Here is a 20,357-nt window from a genome sequence, read left to right as displayed (position 1 = left end):
GCCCCCGACACTCATCCGGCTGCAGGCCGACCTGCGGGTGCCGGTCGGCCCCGGACAGCACAGGGCCCCGGAACCGGCGCAGGGGTTCCGGGGCCCGGTCAGAGGGCGGGCCCGCTGGGGCCCACCCGACGCGGTGCGTGGCGTCAGACGCGGCGCAGCACGGCCACCACCTTGCCGAGGATGGTCGCGTCGTCGCCGGGGATGGGCTCGTAGGCCGCGTTGTGCGGCAGGAGCCAGACGTGGCCGTCCTCGCGCTTGAAGCGCTTGACGGTGGCCTCGCCGTCGAGCATCGCGGCCACGATGTCGCCGTTCTCCGCGACGGGCTGGCGGCGGACCGTGACCCAGTCGCCGTCGCAGATCGCGGCCTCGATCATCGAGTCGCCGACGACCTTCAGGACGAACAGCTCACCGTCGCCGACGAGCTGGCGAGGGAGAGGGAAGACGTCCTCGACGGACTCCTCGGCGAGGATCGGGCCACCGGCGGCGATGCGCCCGACCAGCGGGACGTACGACGCGGCGGGCTTGCCCGCGGTGTCCGTGGGCTGCACGGAGGCGGCCTGGTCCGAGCCGCGCACCTCGTACGCGCGCGGGCGGTGCGGGTCGCGGCGCAGGAAACCCTTGCGCTCCAGGGCCATCAGCTGGTGTGCGACGGAGGAGGTGCTGGAAAGGCCGACGGCCTGGCCGATCTCCCGCATCGACGGCGGGTAGCCGCGCCGCTGCACTGAGTCCCTGATGACCTCGATCACGCGGCGTTGGCGGTCGGTAAGTCCGGAGCTGTCCGCCCGGATGCCGGGAGGTCGTCCCGGCAGGGAGCGCTTGTGCCCCTCCGGGTTCGTAACTTCGTTCATCGCGTGCACCGGCTCGAGTCGGCCCTGGGAGCGGTCCTGGGCAGTGATGGTGGCACTGTCTGCGGTGGTGGTCACGTCGGCCCCTCTCGATGGTCTCCCTGCTGGACAACGGTAGTTGGTTTCGAAAGGTTGCGCCAAACACACGTTCGAGTGAAAAATCGCGAATCGACTGCCGCGATCATGTGTCCGGGTGTATTGGCTGCCGTGTGTCCTGGCGGGCAAAAGGGTCCATTGCTGTACTCTTCACCGCCGGAGTGATCGCCTCGTGGACTGTTGCCCCAGTCTGCCATCCGGCATTCCCCTGCCCTGGGGGCAGCGGCCATCTGTGCGGGAGTCCCACGCCCCCTCCTCGCGGCGCCCACGGTATCTCCGCATGTGCCGTAGCGATACGGCCGCGCGCCAACGGATGCCTCCGGGGCGCGAGTGGCGGGCGCGTTCGCGCGTGAACGGCGGGTGCCGGTGTGCGGTGGAGGCCGGTGTGGCCCGGCCTTCCGGGCCTCACCTGCGGCTACGCGTGCGACACGCGTGGATGGCGTGGATGTATGAGCCAATCCCCACATCTAGTGGTTGGATTGCAGCAGCAGCCCACAAGTTGTGGTCCCCCGGGTCTCGGTGCCCATGGTCATCGCCTATGCTTGGGACTGCTTCGTGGGGCGCAAGAGGCCCCGCGAGGCCATTGAGTCTGCTGTGAGGAGGGTTGGGAGTTCATGCACTGCCCCTTCTGCAGGCACCCCGACAGCCGTGTCGTCGACAGTCGTACGACCGACGACGGCACGTCGATCCGCAGGCGCCGCCAGTGCCCTGACTGCTCCCGTCGTTTCACGACCGTGGAGACGTGCTCGCTCATGGTGGTCAAGCGGTCCGGAGTCACCGAACCCTTCAGCCGCACCAAGGTCATCAATGGTGTGCGCAAGGCGTGTCAGGGACGGCCCGTCACGGAGGACGCGCTCGCCCAGCTCGGCCAGCGGGTCGAGGAGGCGGTGCGGGCCACTGGAAGCGCCGAGCTGACCACCCACGACGTGGGGCTGGCCATTCTCGGCCCGTTGCAGGAGCTCGATCTCGTCGCCTATCTGCGATTCGCCTCTGTCTACCGCGCGTTCGACTCGCTCGAGGACTTCGAGGCGGCCATCACGGAACTGAGGGAAGAGACGGGACGCACCGACGCGGACGACGGCGACCGCGAGGACACGGGTGCGGGGAGCCAGGAAGACGACCGCGGGCCCGGAGGGACGACACAGGTCCCCGAGCCCGCAGGCGCCGCCGACTGACCGGCGGGCCGGACCCGGACGGCAGCTCCGGGCCCGGCCGGGCGGCGGCGATGTGAAGACCTGTTGCGGGCGATGTGAGTGGGTGCCCGCAACACCAGACAGAACACCGTGCCACGGGAACAACGGGGCACTTCAGGGCGTTTTCGCCCGTACAGGGAGGCGGCATGACAGAGACGGCGAGCGGTCCGGCACGGAGTTCCCGCGCCAAGGGCACCAAGGCGAACAAGGGCCTGCGTATCGAGCGCATCCACACCACCCCTGGGGTCCATCCCTATGACGAGGTGGCGTGGGAGAGCCGTGACGTCGTCATGACTAACTGGCGCGACGGCTCGGTCAACTTCGAGCAGCGTGGCGTCGAGTTCCCCGAGTTCTGGTCGGTGAACGCGGTCAACATCGTCACCAGCAAGTACTTCCGCGGTGCCGTGGGCACCCCGCAGCGCGAGGTGAGCCTGAAGCAGCTCATCGACCGCATTGTGAAGACGTACCGGAAGGCCGGCGAGGACCACAAGTACTTCGCCTCTCCCGCCGACGCCGAGATCTTCGAGCACGAGCTGGCGTACGCCCTCCTGCACCAGATCTTCAGCTTCAACAGCCCTGTCTGGTTCAACGTCGGCACCAAGCAGCCCCAGCAGGTCTCCGCCTGCTTCATCCTGGCCGTCGACGACTCCATGGAGTCGATCCTCGACTGGTACAAGGAAGAGGGCATGATCTTCAAGGGCGGCTCCGGCGCCGGCCTGAACCTCTCCCGGATCCGCTCCTCCAAGGAACTGCTGTCCTCCGGCGGCAACGCCTCCGGCCCGGTTTCCTTCATGCGCGGAGCCGACGCCTCCGCAGGAACGATCAAGTCCGGTGGCGCCACCCGCCGTGCCGCCAAGATGGTCGTCCTCGACGTGGACCACCCGGACATCGAGGACTTCATCGAGACCAAGGTCAAGGAAGAGGAGAAGATCCGCATCCTGCGGGACGCGGGCTTCGACATGGACCTGGGCGGCGACGACATCGCGTCCGTCCAGTACCAGAACGCCAACAACTCGGTCCGTGTGAACGACGAGTTCATGACCGCGGTCGAGCAGGGCGGCCAGTTCGGGCTGCGCGGCCGGATGACCGGCGAGGTCATCGAGGAGGTCGACGCCAAGGCGCTCTTCCGCAAGATCGCCGAGGCCGCGTGGGCCTGCGCCGACCCCGGCATCCAGTACGACGGCACCATCAACAACTGGCACACCTGCCCCGAGTCCGGCCGGATCACCGCGTCGAACCCGTGCAGCGAGTACATGCACCTGGACAACACGTCCTGCAACCTGGCCTCGCTGAACCTGATGAAGTTCCTCAAGGACGACGGCAAGGGCAACCAGTCCTTCGAGGCCGAGCGCTTCCAGAAGGTCGTCGAGCTGGTCATCACCGCGATGGACATCTCGATCTGCTTCGCCGACTTCCCGACCCAGAAGATCGGCGAGAACACGCGCGCCTTCCGCCAGCTCGGCATCGGCTACGCCAACCTCGGCGCCCTGCTGATGGCGACCGGTCACGCCTACGACTCCGACGGCGGCCGCGCCCTCGCCGGCTCCATCACCTCGCTGATGACCGGTACGGCGTACCGGCGCTCCGCCGAACTCGCCGCGGTCGTCGGCCCGTACGACGGCTACGCCCGCAACGCCGACGCCCACAAGCGCGTCATGAAGCAGCACTCGGACGCAAACGACAAGGCCGTCCGCATGGACGACCTGGACACCCCGGTGTGGGCCGCCGCCAGCGAGGCCTGGCAGGACGTGGTGCGCCTCGGTGAGAAGAACGGTTTCCGTAACTCCCAGGCGTCGGTGCTCGCCCCGACCGGCACCATCGGTCTCGCGATGTCCTGCGACACCACCGGTGTCGAGCCCGACCTCGCGCTGGTCAAGTTCAAGAAGCTGGTCGGCGGCGGCTCGATGCAGATCGTCAACGGCACCGTCCCGCAGGCCCTGCGTCGGCTGGGCTACCTGGAAGAGCAGATCGAGGCGATCGTCGCCCACATCGCCGACCACGGCAATGTGATCGACGCCCCGAGCCTCAAGCCCGAGCACTACGAGGTGTTCGACTGCGCCATGGGCGAGCGGGCCATCTCCGCGATGGGCCACGTCCGCATGATGGCCGCGATCCAGCCGTGGATCTCCGGCGCCATCTCCAAGACGGTCAACATGCCGGAGTCGGCGACCGTCGAGGAGGTCGAGGAGATCTACTTCGAGGCCTGGAAGCTGGGCGTCAAGGCGCTCGCGATCTACCGCGACAACTGCAAGGTCGGCCAGCCCCTCTCCGCCAAGAAGAAGGAGGAGGAGAAGGCCGAGGAGCCCGCGGCCGTCGAGGCCAAGGTCGAGAAGGTGGTCGAGTACCGCCCGGTCCGCAAGCGCCTCCCGAAGGGACGTCCCGGCATCACCACGTCCTTCACCGTCGGCGGTGCCGAGGGCTACATGACCGCCAACTCCTACCCGGACGACGGTCTGGGCGAGGTCTTCCTGAAGATGTCCAAGCAGGGCTCGACCCTCGCGGGCATGATGGACGCCTTCTCCATCGCGGTCTCCGTCGGCCTCCAGTACGGCGTCCCCCTGGAGACGTACGTCTCGAAGTTCACGAACATGCGCTTCGAGCCGGCCGGCATGACGGACGACCCGGACGTGCGGATGGCGCAGTCGATCGTCGACTACATCTTCCGCCGCCTGGCGCTCGACTTCCTGCCCTTCGAGACGCGCTCCGCGCTCGGCATCCACTCCGCCGAGGAGCGCCAGCGCCACCTGGAGACGGGTTCGTACGAGCAGAACATCGGCGAGGACGAGGTCGACGTCGAGGGTCTGGCCCAGTCGGCGCCGCGCGCCCAGGAGCTGAAGGCCGTCACCGCTCCGAAGAGCGAAGTGGCGCCCCAGCCCGCCCCGCAGCAGGCCCACACCAGTGCCGAACTGGTGGAGATGCAGCTGGGCATCCAGGCCGACGCCCCGCTGTGCTTCTCCTGCGGTACGAAGATGCAGCGCGCCGGTTCGTGCTACATCTGCGAGGGCTGCGGCTCGACCAGCGGCTGCAGCTGACGCCGAACGCCTGAGCCGATGACGGAGGGGCACCGCCTTTGGGCGGTGCCCCTCTTGTTGTCACAGGCCACCGCCCATGGGCGGTAGCCCCTCTTGTCGTCACAGGCCGCGGATGTCACGGCATGGTGCTCATGCCCGGCGGGCCGCGCCCATCGTCCTGGTGAAGGCCACGGGGTCGCCCTCGAAACCACGGAGGCCGGAGTGGAAGGCCCACGGGCCCGAGCCGTCCCGGGTGAACTCCGCGACCGTCGCAGCCGTCGCTCCCAGGACGCCGCCGAAGTCGTCCTCCGCGAGGACCGTGTACCCCTCGCGGATCCGCAGGCCGGGGTTGACCACGCTGACGAAGGTGCGCTCCGCCGGGCGCTGCTGGATGACGACACCGACCACCACGCGCGCGTACCGGTCGTCGAGCCGGTCGAGCTCCAGCGTCATGACCTCGTCGTAGCCGAAGCCCTGGCCGTCCTTGCTGTCCCGGTTGAGGTAGATGGTGCCGTCGGGGGAGCGGCTGTCGAAGTGCACCACATAGGCGGGATCGCCGTGCGGGTCGTCCGCCGGATACGTCGCCGCCACGAGGTCCAGATCGGTGGACGGCTGCCCTGCCGGACTGGGATCCCACCTCATCGCGATCTCGATCTTGCTCAGTCCCTTGTTGAGCCCGTCCACCAGAGTCCCCTTCCCCGTACCGACCCGCCTGTTCGCCCCAACTGCCGGGCGCTTGCGACTGTTTGTCCATCCTGCCACGGGAGCGGGTGCGCGCGTGGGGGAGCGGTCCGGCCGAGAGTGACCGGCGCCACGCTCCGTGGCCTTACCATGGCGCGGTGCTGGTCAAGTGGATTCGCTGCACCGTGGTGGACCGCCGCGGTTTCGAGCGGGGGCAGCGGAAGTGGGCGGGGCTTCTGGGGGAGCCGGGGTTTCGCGGGCAGGGGGGTGGCTGGAGCCGGGGGCGGCCGGACGTGGCGCACATCTTCGCGTTCTGGGAGAGCCGTGCCTTCTACGACTCGTTCATGGCGCGGTCCCACGACCGGCTGGCGTCGGCCCAGTCGGGCACCTTCAAGGACGCCCAGGTCAGGCTCTTCGACTATCGCTTCGACGTGAAGACGGGCTTCGAACCGCGCTTCACGGACGCCGACCTGCTGCGGGTGGCGCTCTGCCGTGTCCACCAGGAGCGGGCCGAGCACTTCGTGCTGATGCAGGAGAAGGTCTGGAACCCGGCGATGGCCGGCTCTCCCGGCATGGTGCGCGGACTGTTCGGCGAGGCGCCCGGGCACGAGTTCCTCGTGCTGTCGATGTGGCGCTCGGACGCCGAGCACGGCAAGTACCGCACCGAGCGCGTGGAGCGGCTCGCCCTGAGGGCCCAGACGGAGGCGGACGTGGCGGCGCTCACCGGGGACATCGTGGGCATGGAGTCGAGCTGGACCGTCTGACCCGGCCGGCCGGACGGTCTGATTCAGAATGGTTTGGCCGGATCGGTTCAGGTCGCCGACCGGCGTGACCTGTGTGACCTGTGGTGCAGGATCTGTGTGACCTACGCTGTATGGGTGGGGTAGGAGTGCTCCACGAGCCCTCACCCGATCTAGGGTCTTGGCATGGCACGACCACGGCGCATCGTCCTTGTCCGGCACGGCGAGTCAACGGGCAATGTTGATGACTCCGTGTACGAGCGTGAACCCGACCACGCCCTGGCACTGACCGAACGGGGTCGGTGGCAGGCGGAGGCGACGGGCGAGCAGTTGCGTGAACAGTTCGGCGATGAGCGGGTGAGTGTCTACGTCTCCCCGTACCGCCGTACGCACGAGACGCTGCGCGCCTTCCACCTCGACCCTGAGCTGATACGCGTACGCGAGGAGCCCCGGCTGCGCGAGCAGGACTGGGGCAACTGGCAGGACCGGGACGAGGTCCGTCTCCAGAAGGCCTATCGGGACGCGTACGGCCACTTCTTCTACCGTTTCGCCCAGGGCGAGTCCGGCGCCGATGTCTACGACCGGGTCGGCGGCTTCCTGGAGAGCCTGTTCCGCAGTTTCGAGGACCCCGACCATCCGCCGAACGTCCTCATCGTCACCCATGGTCTGGCCATGCGGCTGTTCTGCATGCGGTGGTTCCACTGGACGGTCGCGGAGTTCGAGTCGCTGTCGAACCCGGGGAACGGCGAGGTGCGGATGCTCGTTCTGGGAGAGGACGGCAAGTACACCCTCGACCGGCCGTTCGACCGCTGGCGAGATCCCGAGCCCTACGGGATCTCCGGATAGAGTGGCAGGGCGATGACCGCTGATTCCTCCCATGACGTGCGCCTGGACCGCGCCCTGGCCAGCCTGCGCGGACTGTCCGTCGGGGACGCCCTGGGTTCCCAGTACTTCGTGCCGGTGAACTACCCGCTGCTGAAGCGCCGCGAGGTGCCGTCCGGGCTGTGGCAGTGGACCGACGACACGGAAATGGCCGGTTCCGTCGTCGCCGTCCTGGCCGCCCACCACCGCGTCGACCAGGACGCCCTGGCCCGCTCCTTCGCCGAGCACCACGATTTCGACCGCGGCTACGGCCCTGCGGTCAACCGCCTGCTGCGACTCGTCCGGGAGGGCGGGGACTGGCGTGAACTCGCCGCCGCGCTCTTCAACGGACAGGGGTCCTGGGGCAACGGCGCCGCGATGCGGATCGCCCCGCTGGGCGCCTGGTACGCGGGCGACCCGGAGCAGGCGACCCACCAGGCGGAGATCTCGGCCTACACCACCCACCAGCACCGTGAGGCGGTCGTCGGAGCGATGGCCGTCGCCGCCGCCGCCTCGTTCGCGGCCGACCCCGGCGGGCCGCCCGGCGCCGAGGCACTCCTCGACGGGGTCATCGACCTGGTGCCGAAGAGCGCGGTGGGCGCGGGGCTGCGCCGGGCCCGGGACATGCTCGACTACGGCGATCCGGCCACGGTCGCGGCGGTACTGGGGTGCGGCCGGCGCACGACTGCCCACGACACCGTGCCCTTCGCCCTCTGGTCGGCGGCGAGAAGCCTCGGTGACTATGAGCAGGCGTTCTGGACGACCGCGCAGGTCGGCGGGGATGTCGACACCACCTGCGCCATCGTCGGCGGCGTGATCGCCGCGGGCAAGGCGGGGACGCCGCCCGTCGAGTGGGCGAGTCGGACCGAACCGCTCCCTGAGTGGGTGCCTGTTTCGGCCTAGCGGCAGGGGCTCTTGGGCCTCTTCGTGAACTCTCCGTACTTTCCTTCGCGAACTCTCCGTACCTCGCGGGAACTCTCCGTAATCACCCGCTCGTTGTCGTGACATCCGCTGTGCGAGCCGTCAGGGCGCGCAGGCACCGGAGTGCAGCAATGGGGGTGAACATGGGCGTCCTGCTCGCGGTTCTGATCCACTGGTGGGGCGCTTTCGCGTGCCGTCCGGGGAACGAACGGGTCGCGAACCGGCCCGGCGGCCGCCGTCAGGCCAGTGTCACGCCCGTCGGCGAGCAGCCGAAGCCGGCTCGTGGTGCTGTCGCGTCAGCCGAGTCCCGGCCCTGCCGAGCCGGCGAGTGCCTCCAGGTCACTCTTGCGGACCCGGATCACCAGCCAGGCCGTGGCCAGGGCGAGGACGGCCATCGCCGCCGCCGGGACGAAGGCTGCCGAGATGCCCTGGGCCAGCACCTCGTGCCCCCACGGTGCGGGCAGTTGCTGCGTACGGGCGAACTCCGCCTTCTGTTCCGCGGAGCCCTCGGCCATGAACTGCGGAAGCTGCTTCTCCGCCTCGTCCCGGGTCGCCGTGCCGAAGACCGTCGTCAGGATGGCCAGGCCCAGCGATCCGCCCACCTGCTGCGTCGTGTTGAGCAGCCCGGACGCGGCGCCCGCCTCGTGGGGGGCGACACCGGAGACGGCGGTGAGCGTCAGCGTGACGAAGTTCAGTCCCATACCGAAGCCGAACACCAGCATCGGACCGAGGACCCCGCCGGCGTAGGAACTGTCGGAGCTGATGAGCGCCTGCCAGGCCAGTCCGATCATCGCGAGGGCCGAGCCCGCGAGCATGAACGGCTTGGGTCCCAGCACTGGCAGGAACCGCTGCGACAGACCCGCGCCGAGCGCGATCACGACCGTTACGGGCAGGAACGCGAGCCCCGCCTCGATCGGGCTGTAGCCGAGCACGTTCTGCACGAACAGCACGATGTAGAAGAACATGCCGAACATCGCCGCGGCCAGGCTCAGCATGATCACGTAAGTGCCGGAGCGGTTGCGGTCGGTGAACATCCGCAGCGGGGTGATCGGTTCCTTGGCCCGGGACTCGATGATGCCGAAGGCCAGCAGCAGGACCACGGCGGCGCCGAAGGATCCGATGGTGAGGCTGTCCCGCCATCCCTCGTCCGCCGCCCGGATGAAGCCGTAGACGAGGGACGCCATGCCCGTCGTCGAGGTCACCGCACCCGCGATGTCGAACCGGCCGGTGTGCCGGTCGGACTCGCTGATGTAGAGCGGTGTGAGCACGGCGATCAGCACGCCGATCGGCACGTTCACGAAGAGCACCCAGCGCCAGTCGAGCCACTCGGTGAGCATGCCGCCGGCGAGCAGGCCGATGGCGCCGCCGCCCGCAGACACGGCGGCGAAGACCCCGAAGGCCCGGTTGCGCTCCGGGCCCTCGGGGAACGTGGTGGTGATGAGGGCCAGCGAGGTGGGCGAGGCGATGGCGCCCCCCACTCCTTGCAGCACTCGTGCGGCCAGCAACTGCCAGGGCTCCTGGGCGAGCCCGCCGAGCAGCGAGGCGAGGGTGAACAGCAGGATGCCGGTCATGAAGACCCGGCGGCGGCCGAGGATGTCACCGGCGCGACCGCCGAGGAGCAGCAGACCACCGAAGGTGAGTGTGTAGGAGCTGACGACCCAGGTGAGGTCGGTGGTGCTGAACTTGAGCGCGTCTTGAATGTGCGGGAGCGCGATGTTCACAATCGTCGCGTCGAGTACCACCATGAGTTGGCAGGCCGCGATGACGGTGAGCGCGATGCCGGGATGTCCCTCCCGGCGGGCCGCACCTGGCTTCTGGTCCTTGAGCAATGGAGAGGTTGTCACTATGGGTCCCCCACGAGTGCGTTAGTGAACGCTCGCGTTCACTGCCGCGTCAAAGGTAGTGAGTCCCCGACAGTGAACGCAAGCGTTCACTCGTGGCGTCGTTGTTCGGTGTGTCCCCCTCTGTCGCCGTCCGGCGCGCCCCCACATCCCCAAACCCCCCGCTTCTCTGTTCGTTGGAGAGAGTCAGATGGTTACCCCGAGCTGGGCGGATGCCCCCGCTCAGACAGCCGCCCGCCGCCGCGGCGCCGTGCTCGAGCGTGCGATCCTCGACGCCGCACTGGACCAACTCAGCACCGTCGGCTGGAACGGCCTGACGATGGAGGGTGTCGCCGCCGGAGCGCAGACCGGCAAAGCCGCGGTCTACCGGCGCTGGCCGTCCAAGGAGGACCTTGTCGCCGACGCCCTGCGCGCCGGTCTCCCTCATTTCGACGCGGCACCCGACGAGGGTGGGGTGCGTGAGGACCTCTTGGCGCTGTGTCTGCGAGCCCGGGACGCGATGTTCTCCCGCCCTGGTGTCGCGCTTCGCTCGGTGATTCACGAATGCGATACGACGCAGGCCGAGCGGTTTCATGGCGTGATCTTGGACGGGGTCGTGGAGCCCACCATCAGGAGGCTTCGAGAGGTCATCGAGCGCGGGATCCAGCGAGGAGAGGTGCGCTCTGACGCCGCGAACGGCTTTGTCTTCGACGCCGTCCCGGCGATGATGATGTACCGCTCCAAGATGTGCGGCTGCGAATGGCAGGATCATGAAATCGAGGAGATGATCGACCAGTTGATGGTTCCGCTGCTGCGGCCGAGCGGCTCCTGACAGGTGCTCGCGAGGGATGTGAAGCCGCAGGGGTGGGCCAGGGTGTCGCGGGCGCTTCAGGGCGGCGTAACCTAGGGGCGCCATGCCGTACGAACCGCCTACTCACACCGTCGAGCGCTCCCTTCGAGCCACGACCGGAGCGAAGATCGTTGCAGGCGTCGACGAGGTGGGGCGCGGCGCGTGGGCCGGTCCTGTCACTGTCTGCGCGGCGATCACCGGACTGCGCCGGGCGCCCGAGGGCCTCACGGACTCGAAGCTGCTCACCATCAAGCGACGCACCCAACTCGCCGAGGCGCTGCGGACATGGGTGACGTCGTACGCCCTGGGTCATGCCTCCCCGGAGGAGATAGACGAACTGGGGATGACGGCCGCGCTGCGGCTGGCGGCGGGGCGTGCGCTGGATGCCTTGCCAGTCCGCCCGGACGCGGTCATCCTCGATGGCAAGCACGACTATCTCGGTGCGCCCTGGCGGGTCCGTACGGTGATCAAGGGCGACCAGTCCTGCGTGGCGGTGGCCGCGGCATCGGTGATCGCCAAGGTTCAGCGCGACAAAATGATGGCCGAACTGGGTATCGACCATGCAGACTTCGGTTTTGCGGACAACGCCGGGTATCCATCCCCCGTGCACAAGGCCGCACTGGCGGAGCGGGGCCCCACCCCCCACCACCGGTTGTCATGGGCGTATCTTGATGCGCTGCCCCAGTGGCGGCACCTCAAGAAGGTCCGCAACTGGGCGGACGGAAGTGTTCCGGAAATCGAGGGTCAGCTCGGCTTCGATTTCTGACGGTTTCGTTCGCACACATGCGCCACCCGCCGACGCGGGCCGTACCAGCGTTTGATAAAAATCAACTCATGCCTCTCATTCCCGAGGAGCCTCAGATTCACGAGAGTGCCCAGGGTCCCCGCGCCACTCCGGCCAGCGGCCGCACCGCGCCGACCCCCCGTCCCGTACCCGGCCCCCGTCCCGCGGCTCCGTCGCGTCCCGGTCGTCCAGGCCCTCTCCGGCCCGCGCCGCCGGTGCAGCGTACGCCGCGTGACACAGCCGCCAAGCCCGGTCCGACCGGGCCCGCCGCCGGTGCCGCCGCTCCGGCCGGCCCGCAGATCCAGCTGATCCCGGCTTCCGCGCAGGGCGCGCTCGACGCTGCCGAGGAAGCCGTGGACCTGCTCCTGGACTCCGGTCGCGCCCCCAGCGACGTTCTGGTGATCACGACCGGCGAACAGCACCCGTGGGCCACCCACGAGCTGTCCTTCGGTGAAACCTCCTACTGGGCCCAGCACGACGCCCGTGACGACGTCTTCTACACGGACGCCACCATCGCGGCCCGCGCCGCGTCGCGTCCGGTGGTCGTGGTCGCCGTCAACGGTGGGTCCGAGGCCGCAGCCGCGAGCGCGCTGTCCCTGGCCCACTCCCGGGCGAGCACCCTGCTGATCGTCTGCGGCGACCCGCAGCAGATCAACTCGGTGCTGGGCGCGGGCGTCTGAGCCGCTTCCTCGGCGTCCGGTCGGGCGCTGGGGAGGGCTTCAGGCGCCGCTGCGGCGGCTCCGCAGGGTGGCTGGTTCGGCATGCCCGAAGGACTCGACGTCGTGGCTGCTACCGGCCTTGCCCGGCTGGGGACTTCTGGCTCGTCGCGGGCGCGGCGCTGGCCGCGCTGGGCGGCGGCATGCTCGGCCCGGAATGCGTCCTGCGGCCCTGCGCCGGTCGGAACGCACGGGTTCGTATGCCGTGCCTTGGGGGCACGGCACAGCACCCGTGCGAAATGGTCTGGCCGGAGAACTTCAGCGTGCCGCCGCCGCGCGGCGCAGGACCTCCGAGGCGGCGCCACCGGTGCGCGGAGGTGGTGGCGCCGCCTCGGACGTCGCGAACGGCTCCGGTGCCGAGCCCGAGTGGGGGCGGCGACCGCCGCGGCCTTCGCCGAGGACCTGCCAGCCGTCACGCGTCAGCGTGATGTACGCCCCGCAGCGCAACCCGTGCAGGGTGCACGCGTCGCGCAGGCCCCACATCCACGCGCCGTCCTCCTCCGTCCAACGCGCGTCGCCCTCACGGCAGTAGAGCAGCACCGCGGTCCGCACCGGAGTGCGGCGCCGCAGGTCGTGCGGGATGACCCGGCGCAGCTGCGCGAGCAGCACGTTGCGGAACATCCAGCCGTCGGCCGGGGCCGGGCGGCGTACGAACGAGGCGCTTGCCCGCAGTCGTTCGTCCGGGTCGAGCACGGCGACGACGGCGGTCGCCGGCTGCGGATGGTGCCGGGCGTGCAGTCCGCTGACGACCTCACGGGGGTCGCGCAACAGTGGGATCCCGGCGGCGGCCCATTCCGCGGGTTCGAGCAAGCGGTTGGCGGAAGCGGCGGACGTCGACGCCGCTGCCGAGGCCGGAGCGAATCCGAAGGTCACGGTCCTCCCTTCGGCTACGCGCCCACACTGCGGGCGAGGTCGGATTCCTGGGAGCGCGCACCGCAGCGAAGCCCTACCGGATCGGCGGGCGCGCCGTACGGGAGCGGACCCCAATTCTTCCTGTCGAACTTGAATGCGGCAACGAGCAATTGAGGCCGTCGACCGTTATCAGATGATGCGCGGCTAATATCCCTACCCTGTGCGCCGCCGGGCCACCCATGGGGCGTTCGAGCGCGACACGTTCGTACGTCACGGGGGTGTGCGGCGTCCAGAGGTGTGCGCAGGTGATCAGGTGGCGAGTGCCCTGCGCTCCGGGGCTGACACTCCGCCCCGGACCGTCGGTCGTCAGCCCTGCAAGGCCAGCACGAGCGGCAACACCCCCTGCACACCGGAGCGTCGGAGCATGCGGGCGGCGACCGCGAGGGTCCACCCGGTCTCCGTGTAGTCGTCCACGAGGAGGACCGGGCCCTGGGCCTCGGCCAGAGCGGAGGCGAGGGCGGGCGGCACGGTCAGAGCGCCGTCCAGCGCCTTCAGCCGCTGTGCGCTGTTGCTCCGGGATCCGGCGTGCGCCTCGCCGGTGTACTCGATGGCACCCAGCAGCGGCAGTCGGCCGACTTCGGCGATGCGTGCTCCCAGGGAGTGGATCAACACGGGGCGGCTGCGGGACGTCACGGTGACGACGCCGACCGGGCGCGGCTGGGCGTCCGACGTGCCGGAAGCCCAGCCGCCGGGCCCCTTGGCCCAGTCGGCCAGCACGTTCACCACCGCGTTCGCCACGTCGTCCGGAACGGGCCCGTCAGGAGCCTGGGGAGCGAGCAGGGGGCGCAGCCGGTTGCCCCAGCCGATGTCCGACAACCGCCCCAAGGCGCGTCCCGCCGCCGCCTGTTCGCCGGCCGGGATACGTCCCCTGAGGTCCACACCGATCGCCGGCAGCCCCGTGGGCCACATGCGGCGGGGCTCCACCTCGACCCCCGCCCGGCCCAGGTCCACGCGCGCGGCGTCGAGTGCCTCCACGGACGTATCGGCGACGAAGCGCGGGCCCGCGCAGTTGTCGCAGCGACCGCACGGCTTGGCGGCCTCGTCGTCGAGCTGGCGCTGCAGGTACTCCATGCGGCAGTCCGTCGTCGACGCGTACGCGCGCATCGCCTGCTGCTCGGTCTCCCGCTGACGCGCCACCCACGCGTACCGCTCGGCGTCGTACGTCCATGGCTGCCCGGTCGCGACCCAGCCGCCCTTGACCCGCCTGACCGCGCCGTCCACGTCGAGGACCTTGAGCATGGTCTCCAGGCGGGAGCGGCGCAGTTCCACCAAGGGCTCCAGCGCGGGCAGCGACAAGGGCTTCTCCGCGTGCGCGAGGAGATCGAGCGTGCGGCGCACCAGGTCTTCCGAGGGGAAGGCGAGCGACGCGAAGTACTTCCAGATCGCTTCGTCCTCCTTCCCGGGGAGCAGGAGCACCTCGGCGTGCTCCACACCGCGTCCCGCTCGGCCCACCTGCTGGTAGTAGGCGATGGGCGAGGAGGGCGAGCCGAGGTGCACCACGAAGCCCAGATCGGGCTTGTCGAAACCCATGCCGAGTGCGGAGGTGGCGACCAGTGCCTTCACCTTGTTGGTGAGCAGGTCCTCCTCGGCCTGCTGACGATCAGCGTTCTCCGTCTTGCCCGTGTACGAGGAGACCGTGTGCCCGCGCTGCCTGAGGAAGGCGGTGACCTCCTCGGCGGCGGCCACGGTGAGCGTGTAGATGATCCCGGAGCCCGGCAGCTCGTCGAGGTGCTCGGCGAGCCAGGCCATCCGATGCGCGGCATCCGGCAGCCGCAGCACGCTCAGGCTCAGGCTGTCGCGGTCCAGCGGACCCCGCAGCACGAGGGCGTCCGAGCTCCCGCCGGTGCCGAGCTGCTCCGCGACATCGGCCGTCACACGTGCGTTGGCGGTGGCCGTGGTCGCGAGCACCGGCACACCGGGCGGGAGGTCGGCGAGCATGGTGCGCAGGCGACGGTAGTCCGGCCGGAAGTCGTGGCCCCAGTCGGAGATGCAGTGGGCCTCGTCCACCACCAGGAGCCCGGTGGCGGCGGCGAGCCGGGGCAGCACCTGGTCCCGGAAGTCCGGGTTGTTGAGCCGCTCCGGACTGACCAGCAGGACGTCCACCTCACCCGCGGCGATCTCGTCCTGAACGGCCTCCCACTCCTCCGTGTTCGAGGAGTTGATGGTCCGGGCGTGGATGCCGGCCCGGGCCGCCGCCTCGACCTGGTTCCGCATGAGGGCGAGCAGCGGGGAGACGATCACCGTCGGACCGCTGCCGCGTGCCCGCAGGAGCGAGGTCGCCACGAAGTAGACCGCGGACTTGCCCCAGCCCGTGCGCTGGACGACCAGGGCACGTCGTCTGTCGGCGACCAGTGCCTCGATCGCCCGCCACTGGTCCTCGCGTAGCCGGGCCGCTCCCGAGGCATCCCCGACGAGACGGGCGAGGACCGTGTCGGCCGCCGCCCGGAGATCCGCGTTGCTTGTGTGCTCCATGCGTTCCATGAAACAGGACGGCAGTGACAACGGGATCGCCGCACCGGGAGAGGCGGGTGCCGGGAGATTTATGGTGACGTGTCCCTGATCGAAGTTATCCACAGGGCAAACCGGAGCTGCGCATTCCGCGAGATCGTCTCCGCATGACGAACCACAGCGAAGCGACTGGATCCCCTGAGAACGGCGACATCACCGGGCCCGATGCGTCAGGCAGGCACAAGGACGGTGGGCAGCGGAAACGGGAGACGAACGCGGCCGACACGGCGGGACTGCACGTTCCCAGCCCCGCGCACGACGGTCACGGCGGCGAGCACCAGGTCACCCTGCGCACCCCGGCCGAACTGGCCGACGCCCTGCCGTATCTGCTCGGTTACCGCCCGGAGGACAGCATCGTCCTCGTCGCCCTGCACGACAAGGACGGACGCGGACGGTTCGGAGGGCGGGCCCGGCTCGGTATCCCCGCCAACGCGGACGACTGGCCGTCCGCGGCCGGACAACTGGCCCACGGCCTGGTGACGGGCAGCGAGCGCCGAGGGGCCAAGCCCGAGTCGATGGTCGCCTTCCTCTGCCAGGAGCCGCGGAAGGGCGAGTCCGGGCAGCAGGTCATGGAGCGGCTGAGGCCTCTGGCCCAGAGGCTGCGCGTCGAGTGCGGTTCCCGGGACGTGGTGGTGGTCGAGGCGCTGTGCATCTCGGAGGGCCGCTACTGGTCGTACTGCTGTGACAACGCGGCATGCTGCCCGTCCGAGGGAGCCCCCATGGGCCTGCCCGGCACCTCCGTGCTGGCCGCCGCGGCCACCTACGCGGGGATCCAGGTGCGCGGCACGCTACGCGAGCTACGGGCCAGGCTGCTGCCTTGGGAGAACGCTGCCGCCCTCGAACAGGAGGCCGCCCTCGACACCGCCAGCATGGCGCTGGTCCCAAGGATCCTGGACGACGTGGGCCGCGCCTCCGTGGCCGACGAGACGCTGGAACTGGCCGGGAGGATCCTGGACCGCTTCGCCGAGGCCCCGCCCGTCTCCGGGATGCTTCTGGCGGACCTCCGCGACGACGAACTACTGGGGCACGACGAGGCCGCCCGGTTGATCCTCGGTCTTCAGGACCGCGCGACCCGCGACCGCGCGGCCGAATGGATGGAGGGCGACGAAGCCGCACGCGCCCTTCGTCTCTGGCGGACGCTGGCCCGCCGCTGCGTCGGACCCTATGGCGAACATGCCGCCGCGCCGCTCACCCTCGCGGGCTGGGTCGCATGGTCCACCGGTGACGAACTGGAGGCCCGGGAAGCCCTCGCCATGGCCCTGGGCGCGGATCCCGACTACCTCTTCGCCCGTCTCCTGCACCAGGCTTGCAACGAAGGCCTCGACCCGGAGTCGATCCGCACCTGCCTGCAAGCGGAGCGCGAAGGCCGAGGGCGAGCGGTGGTCGACCACGCCATGATCCGTGCGCATGTTGCCGAGGATGTCGAGCGAGAGACAGTGGCACCACAGCCCGACCCCGCACCCACGCCCGCGGCGTCGCCTTCACGCCGTCGCCGCCGCTCCCGCTCCGCCGGTGCTGCCGACACCGCCTCCGGCCGTACCCGTGCCGGCCGTGACACGAGCACCCCGACCGCGCTCGGGCGTAAGCCGGCGGGTGCCACGCGCCCGGCCGGTGCCCCGGAAACGGGCATGCGCCCCGAGAGTGCGACGACGGGTCCCGCGCGGTCCGGCAGTGCCCGCGCGGGCGGCACGCGTGCGCGTACCTCACGGAAGGCGGCCATGCCCTGCCGGGACGCGGGTCAGGACGGCGTTCAGCCCGGCCACGGCACGGAGGGGGAGGAGTGACTCATCGCCGCTCCTGTCGCCGGGTGGCCTTGACGCACAAGGGACGAGGCGGGGGTGTGACTCGGAGGGGGCCGGGGTGCGGGCGTGACTCGGAGGACGTCCACGGCGTTCACCTGAGTGGCGGAACGCCCGAACAAGGGGTGACGCCGCACCGCCCCTGCCCCGTCGGAGCCCTCCGGCACCGGCGCCGAACCCCATCGAGGCGCACAGAGCCCAGAGGAAGCCTTCCCATGCATCAGCCGACTCCGCCTTCCTCCGCTGCCGGCGACCGCCGCTCCACAGAGGGGCTTCCACCGTCCTCCGTGTCTGGCCTCGGCCTGTCCGAGGGCGGCGTTCCGCGGCCGGGGGACCAGGACGTCTCTCCGCGACCAGTGGCCCGTGTCGACGGCTACGGGCCCAGGTTCCCCGGAGGTGCCTCAGACGTCGCGCCGCCCACCGGCCCGGACTCTCGTTCTCCCTCGCCGCCGGGCCCGGGCCGTTCGTCGCCCCGATGGGCGGGCCAGAGCCGTCGCCCCGGGTCCGCGTCGGGGTACGGCTCACCCGCACCGTCCTCGGCTCAGGGCCGTACGTCGGCGCCCCCGGGGCACGCGCCCCCGCCCCGGGGTGCCACGATCCCGGGCCTGCGCTGGTCCGCAGATTTGCCGCCCGCCCACACCGCGATGATCTGTGTCGCTCTTCCCGGCCTGGCCATCTCGACGGAGGAAGGGCAGATGACCGGCCGGGGGCTGCAAGGGTTCTATCGCGGCGGCCGGCGCGTGCTCTCCCGGTGCGAGATCCGAGTGGGCGGACGGGAACCCCTCGCGGTGCAGGCCCGCATGGCCTCGGCCGACCGCGCCAGGTTCGTGGGCACGCTCCGCATGTCCCCGCAGGCCGGCCCGGACCCGGACGTCATCGTGGAACGCAACCGTTTCGCGGACGGCACGGAGCGGATCACCCTGCACAGCGCGGCTCCCCGCCCGATGCGCCTGCCGGTCGAGGTGGTCCTGGGCACGGACCTGGCCGACCTCGGTTCGATCGCCTCGGGCACCGCGGGACCCGAACTCCCCGCCAGCGTGCACGGCTCCGGCCTGCGCTGGTCCTGCCTCACCGGCAACGCGTCCGTGACGGCCGAACCGCCCCCCTCGGACGCCCTGGCCTCGGCCGGGCTGCTGCGGTGGGAGCTCGACCTGCCGCCGGGCGGAAGCAGAAGTGTGGAACTGCGGGTGCGGCCGGACGGTGCGGGGCCTCTCCGAGCTGTGGGCCGAGCCGCGACCAGCCCCCTGGCCGCGGCGTGTGCGGAAGGCGACGACCCCAGAGTCTCCGCCCTCTTGCGGACGAGCATCGAGGACCTCCAGGCCCTCTTGCTGCGTGACTCCGCCAACCCCGCCGACACCCATCTCGCGGGCGGGGCGCCCTGGCGCTGCGGTCTGGCACCAGCCGATGCGCTCGTCGCTGCCCGGATGGCCCTGCCGCTCGGTACCGGTCTGGCAGCGGGGACGCTGCGGATCCTCGCCCGGACCCAACTCACCGGCCCGGGCGCGCAGTCCGGGATGATCCCCGGCCCGAGACGGGATGCCGGGCCGTACCTTCCGCCGCAGTGCACCGGTACGGAGGCAACGCTGCTCTTCCCCGTACTGCTCGCAGAAGCCCGACGCTGGGGGCTCGGCGAGCAGGAGACGGAGGAACTGCTGCCCGCCGCCGAGCGCTGCCTGACCTGGCTGCGGACCACCGTGGGAGACGACGCGTACTTGCGCGACCCACACCCTGGCGGACCCGTCCGCTGCGAGACACAGGCCCACGCCCACCGTGCCGCACTGCTCGGTGCCGATCTGCTCGACGCCTGCGGCCGGTCCGGCGGAGCGGCACTCCGGGAGTGGGCGCAGACCTTACGTCCCGCGTTCCGGGAGGACTTCTGGCTCGACGACCGCGGGGGCGGACGGCCCGCGGCAGCCCGTGCCCCGGACGGCAGGCCCGTGCCTCACCTGGGCGCTGCCGCCGTCCACCTTCTCGACACCGGCCTGCTGGGCGGGGGCGCGGTGGCACCCGGTCTGCTCGACAAGGTCCAGACGGAGAAGCTCGCCCGGCTGCTCGGCAGCCCCGTCATGGACTCGGGCTGGGGCCTGCGTGGACTGGGCGCGAAGGAACCAGGATTCAACCCGTTCGGCCACCGCGCCGGGGCCGTACGGATCCAGGAGACGGCACTCGCCGTCGCCGGTCTGGCCGCCGCAGGCTACGAGAAGGAGGCGAGCTCGTTGCTGCGCGGCGTACTCGAGGCCGCCGAGACCTTCACACATCGCCTGCCCGAGATGTATGCGGGGGAACAGCGTACGGAGGGAAGCGCCCCCCTCCCGCACCCGGCGGCCTGCCGCCCCGCGGCCACCCCGGCGGCTGCCGGAGTCCTCCTCCTCACCACACTCGCCGGCATTCGTCCCGACGCCCCGGCCGGGACCGTCACCCTGCGCCCCGTGCGCTGCGCACCCCTGGGCGAGGTCGGCTTCACCGGCCTGCGCGTGGTGGGCGCCCCGTTCTCCGTACGGGTCAGCCGGCTCGGCCTCGCCATGGTCGAGGAGGCGGCCGACGGACTGCAGCTGGGGGCTTGACCTGCCACGACGGATCACCGCCGGATCACCGGGAATCGACAGTGAAGCCCATAACC

General features: G+C 70.5%; 15 protein-coding genes. 10 read left to right on the top strand and 5 right to left on the bottom strand.

Annotated elements, in window-relative coordinates; translation table 11 throughout:
• Nucleotides 1-143 precede the first annotated feature (143 nt).
• Nucleotides 144-923 carry a transcriptional repressor LexA gene (gene lexA, locus AC07DF_RS31705; protein WP_215118136.1) on the bottom strand — a complete coding sequence of 260 codons (780 nt, stop codon included), beginning with the start codon at nt 921-923 and terminating at the stop codon, nt 144-146.
• A gap of 632 nt (nt 924-1,555) precedes the next feature.
• Here lexA and nrdR point away from each other — a divergent pair.
• Nucleotides 1,556-2,116, top strand: coding sequence for a transcriptional regulator NrdR (gene nrdR / locus AC07DF_RS31700; RefSeq protein WP_399027646.1), 561 nt, complete (start codon nt 1,556-1,558; stop codon nt 2,114-2,116).
• Between the two features lie 164 nt (nt 2,117-2,280).
• Complete coding sequence (locus AC07DF_RS31695; protein WP_478979096.1) at nt 2,281-5,166, top strand: vitamin B12-dependent ribonucleotide reductase; 2,886 nt, start codon at nt 2,281-2,283, stop codon at nt 5,164-5,166.
• A gap of 129 nt (nt 5,167-5,295) precedes the next feature.
• Here AC07DF_RS31695 and AC07DF_RS31690 read toward each other — a convergent pair whose 3' ends face one another.
• Nucleotides 5,296-5,829 (bottom strand): TerD family protein, encoded by a 534-nt coding sequence (locus AC07DF_RS31690; protein WP_478979093.1) that lies wholly within the window; start codon nt 5,827-5,829, stop codon nt 5,296-5,298.
• 155 nt (nt 5,830-5,984) lie between these two features.
• Here AC07DF_RS31690 and AC07DF_RS31685 point away from each other — a divergent pair, with 155 nt between their 5' ends.
• From AC07DF_RS31685 to AC07DF_RS31675, 3 genes are all read left to right on the top strand, one after another.
• Nucleotides 5,985-6,590, top strand: coding sequence for a YdbC family protein (locus tag AC07DF_RS31685; RefSeq protein WP_478979090.1), 606 nt, complete (start codon nt 5,985-5,987; stop codon nt 6,588-6,590).
• 162 nt (nt 6,591-6,752) lie between these two features.
• On the top strand, nt 6,753-7,412 hold the full coding sequence (locus AC07DF_RS31680) for a histidine phosphatase family protein (RefSeq protein ID WP_478979087.1): 660 nt from the start codon (nt 6,753-6,755) through the stop codon (nt 7,410-7,412).
• A gap of 12 nt (nt 7,413-7,424) precedes the next feature.
• Complete coding sequence (locus AC07DF_RS31675) at nt 7,425-8,330, top strand: ADP-ribosylglycohydrolase family protein (protein WP_478979084.1); 906 nt, start codon at nt 7,425-7,427, stop codon at nt 8,328-8,330.
• 314 nt (nt 8,331-8,644) lie between these two features.
• On the opposite strand, the gene AC07DF_RS31670 is transcribed toward AC07DF_RS31675, so the two are convergent.
• Nucleotides 8,645-10,192 carry an MFS transporter gene (locus tag AC07DF_RS31670; protein WP_478979082.1) on the bottom strand — a complete coding sequence of 516 codons (1,548 nt, stop codon included), beginning with the start codon at nt 10,190-10,192 and terminating at the stop codon, nt 8,645-8,647.
• Nucleotides 10,193-10,379: 187 nt separating this feature from the next.
• Between AC07DF_RS31670 and AC07DF_RS31665 the strand changes: the two genes are divergently transcribed.
• The 3 genes from AC07DF_RS31665 to AC07DF_RS31655 all read left to right on the top strand — a co-directional run bounded on the left by AC07DF_RS31665 (nt 10,380) and on the right by AC07DF_RS31655 (nt 12,482).
• Complete coding sequence (locus AC07DF_RS31665) at nt 10,380-11,000, top strand: TetR/AcrR family transcriptional regulator (RefSeq protein WP_478979079.1); 621 nt, start codon at nt 10,380-10,382, stop codon at nt 10,998-11,000.
• Between the two features lie 82 nt (nt 11,001-11,082).
• Complete coding sequence (locus AC07DF_RS31660; protein ID WP_478979076.1) at nt 11,083-11,784, top strand: ribonuclease HII; 702 nt, start codon at nt 11,083-11,085, stop codon at nt 11,782-11,784.
• A 68-nt stretch (nt 11,785-11,852) separates the two neighbouring features.
• Nucleotides 11,853-12,482 carry a hypothetical protein gene (locus AC07DF_RS31655; RefSeq protein ID WP_478979073.1) on the top strand — a complete coding sequence of 210 codons (630 nt, stop codon included), beginning with the start codon at nt 11,853-11,855 and terminating at the stop codon, nt 12,480-12,482.
• A gap of 294 nt (nt 12,483-12,776) precedes the next feature.
• On the opposite strand, the gene AC07DF_RS31650 is transcribed toward AC07DF_RS31655, so the two are convergent.
• Together AC07DF_RS31650 and AC07DF_RS31645 are read right to left on the bottom strand one after the other, a co-directional pair.
• Nucleotides 12,777-13,391 carry a hypothetical protein gene (locus AC07DF_RS31650; RefSeq protein ID WP_478979070.1) on the bottom strand — a complete coding sequence of 205 codons (615 nt, stop codon included), beginning with the start codon at nt 13,389-13,391 and terminating at the stop codon, nt 12,777-12,779.
• 345 nt (nt 13,392-13,736) lie between these two features.
• Nucleotides 13,737-15,902: a RecQ family ATP-dependent DNA helicase gene (locus AC07DF_RS31645; protein WP_478979067.1), complete on the bottom strand. Its 2,166-nt coding sequence runs from the start codon at nt 15,900-15,902 to the stop codon at nt 13,737-13,739.
• Nucleotides 15,903-16,045: 143 nt separating this feature from the next.
• Between AC07DF_RS31645 and AC07DF_RS31640 the strand changes: the two genes are divergently transcribed.
• Nucleotides 16,046-17,722 (top strand): DUF4192 domain-containing protein, encoded by a 1,677-nt coding sequence (locus tag AC07DF_RS31640; RefSeq protein WP_478979064.1) that lies wholly within the window; start codon nt 16,046-16,048, stop codon nt 17,720-17,722.
• Nucleotides 17,723-18,381: 659 nt separating this feature from the next.
• The gene (locus AC07DF_RS31635; RefSeq protein WP_478979061.1) at nt 18,382-20,301 is read left to right on the top strand and encodes a glycogen debranching N-terminal domain-containing protein; all 1,920 of its coding nucleotides are present in this window, start codon (nt 18,382-18,384) and stop codon (nt 20,299-20,301) included.
• Nucleotides 20,302-20,357: the final 56 nt, after the last annotated feature.

The organism is Streptomyces sp. NPDC044719 (assembly GCF_056433405.1).
This window is presented reverse-complemented; position numbering and strand designations above follow the sequence as displayed.

What these genes read in the sequence shown, in the direction of transcription:
- AC07DF_RS31660 (WP_478979076.1), top strand. Translation starts at nt 11,083, where the DNA reads ATGCCGTACGAACCGCCTACTCACACCGTCGAGCGCTCCCTTCGAGCC.
- AC07DF_RS31655 (WP_478979073.1), top strand. Translation starts at nt 11,853, where the DNA reads ATGCCTCTCATTCCCGAGGAGCCTCAGATTCACGAGAGTGCCCAGGGT.
- AC07DF_RS31640 (WP_478979064.1), top strand. Translation starts at nt 16,046, where the DNA reads ATGACGAACCACAGCGAAGCGACTGGATCCCCTGAGAACGGCGACATC.
- nrdR (WP_399027646.1), top strand. Translation starts at nt 1,556, where the DNA reads ATGCACTGCCCCTTCTGCAGGCACCCCGACAGCCGTGTCGTCGACAGT.
- AC07DF_RS31645 (WP_478979067.1), bottom strand. Translation starts at nt 15,902, where the DNA reads ATGGAGCACACAAGCAACGCGGATCTCCGGGCGGCGGCCGACACGGTC.
- AC07DF_RS31695 (WP_478979096.1), top strand. Translation starts at nt 2,281, where the DNA reads ATGACAGAGACGGCGAGCGGTCCGGCACGGAGTTCCCGCGCCAAGGGC.
- AC07DF_RS31665 (WP_478979079.1), top strand. Translation starts at nt 10,380, where the DNA reads ATGGTTACCCCGAGCTGGGCGGATGCCCCCGCTCAGACAGCCGCCCGC.
- AC07DF_RS31635 (WP_478979061.1), top strand. Translation starts at nt 18,382, where the DNA reads ATGATCTGTGTCGCTCTTCCCGGCCTGGCCATCTCGACGGAGGAAGGG.
- AC07DF_RS31680 (WP_478979087.1), top strand. Translation starts at nt 6,753, where the DNA reads ATGGCACGACCACGGCGCATCGTCCTTGTCCGGCACGGCGAGTCAACG.
- AC07DF_RS31675 (WP_478979084.1), top strand. Translation starts at nt 7,425, where the DNA reads ATGACCGCTGATTCCTCCCATGACGTGCGCCTGGACCGCGCCCTGGCC.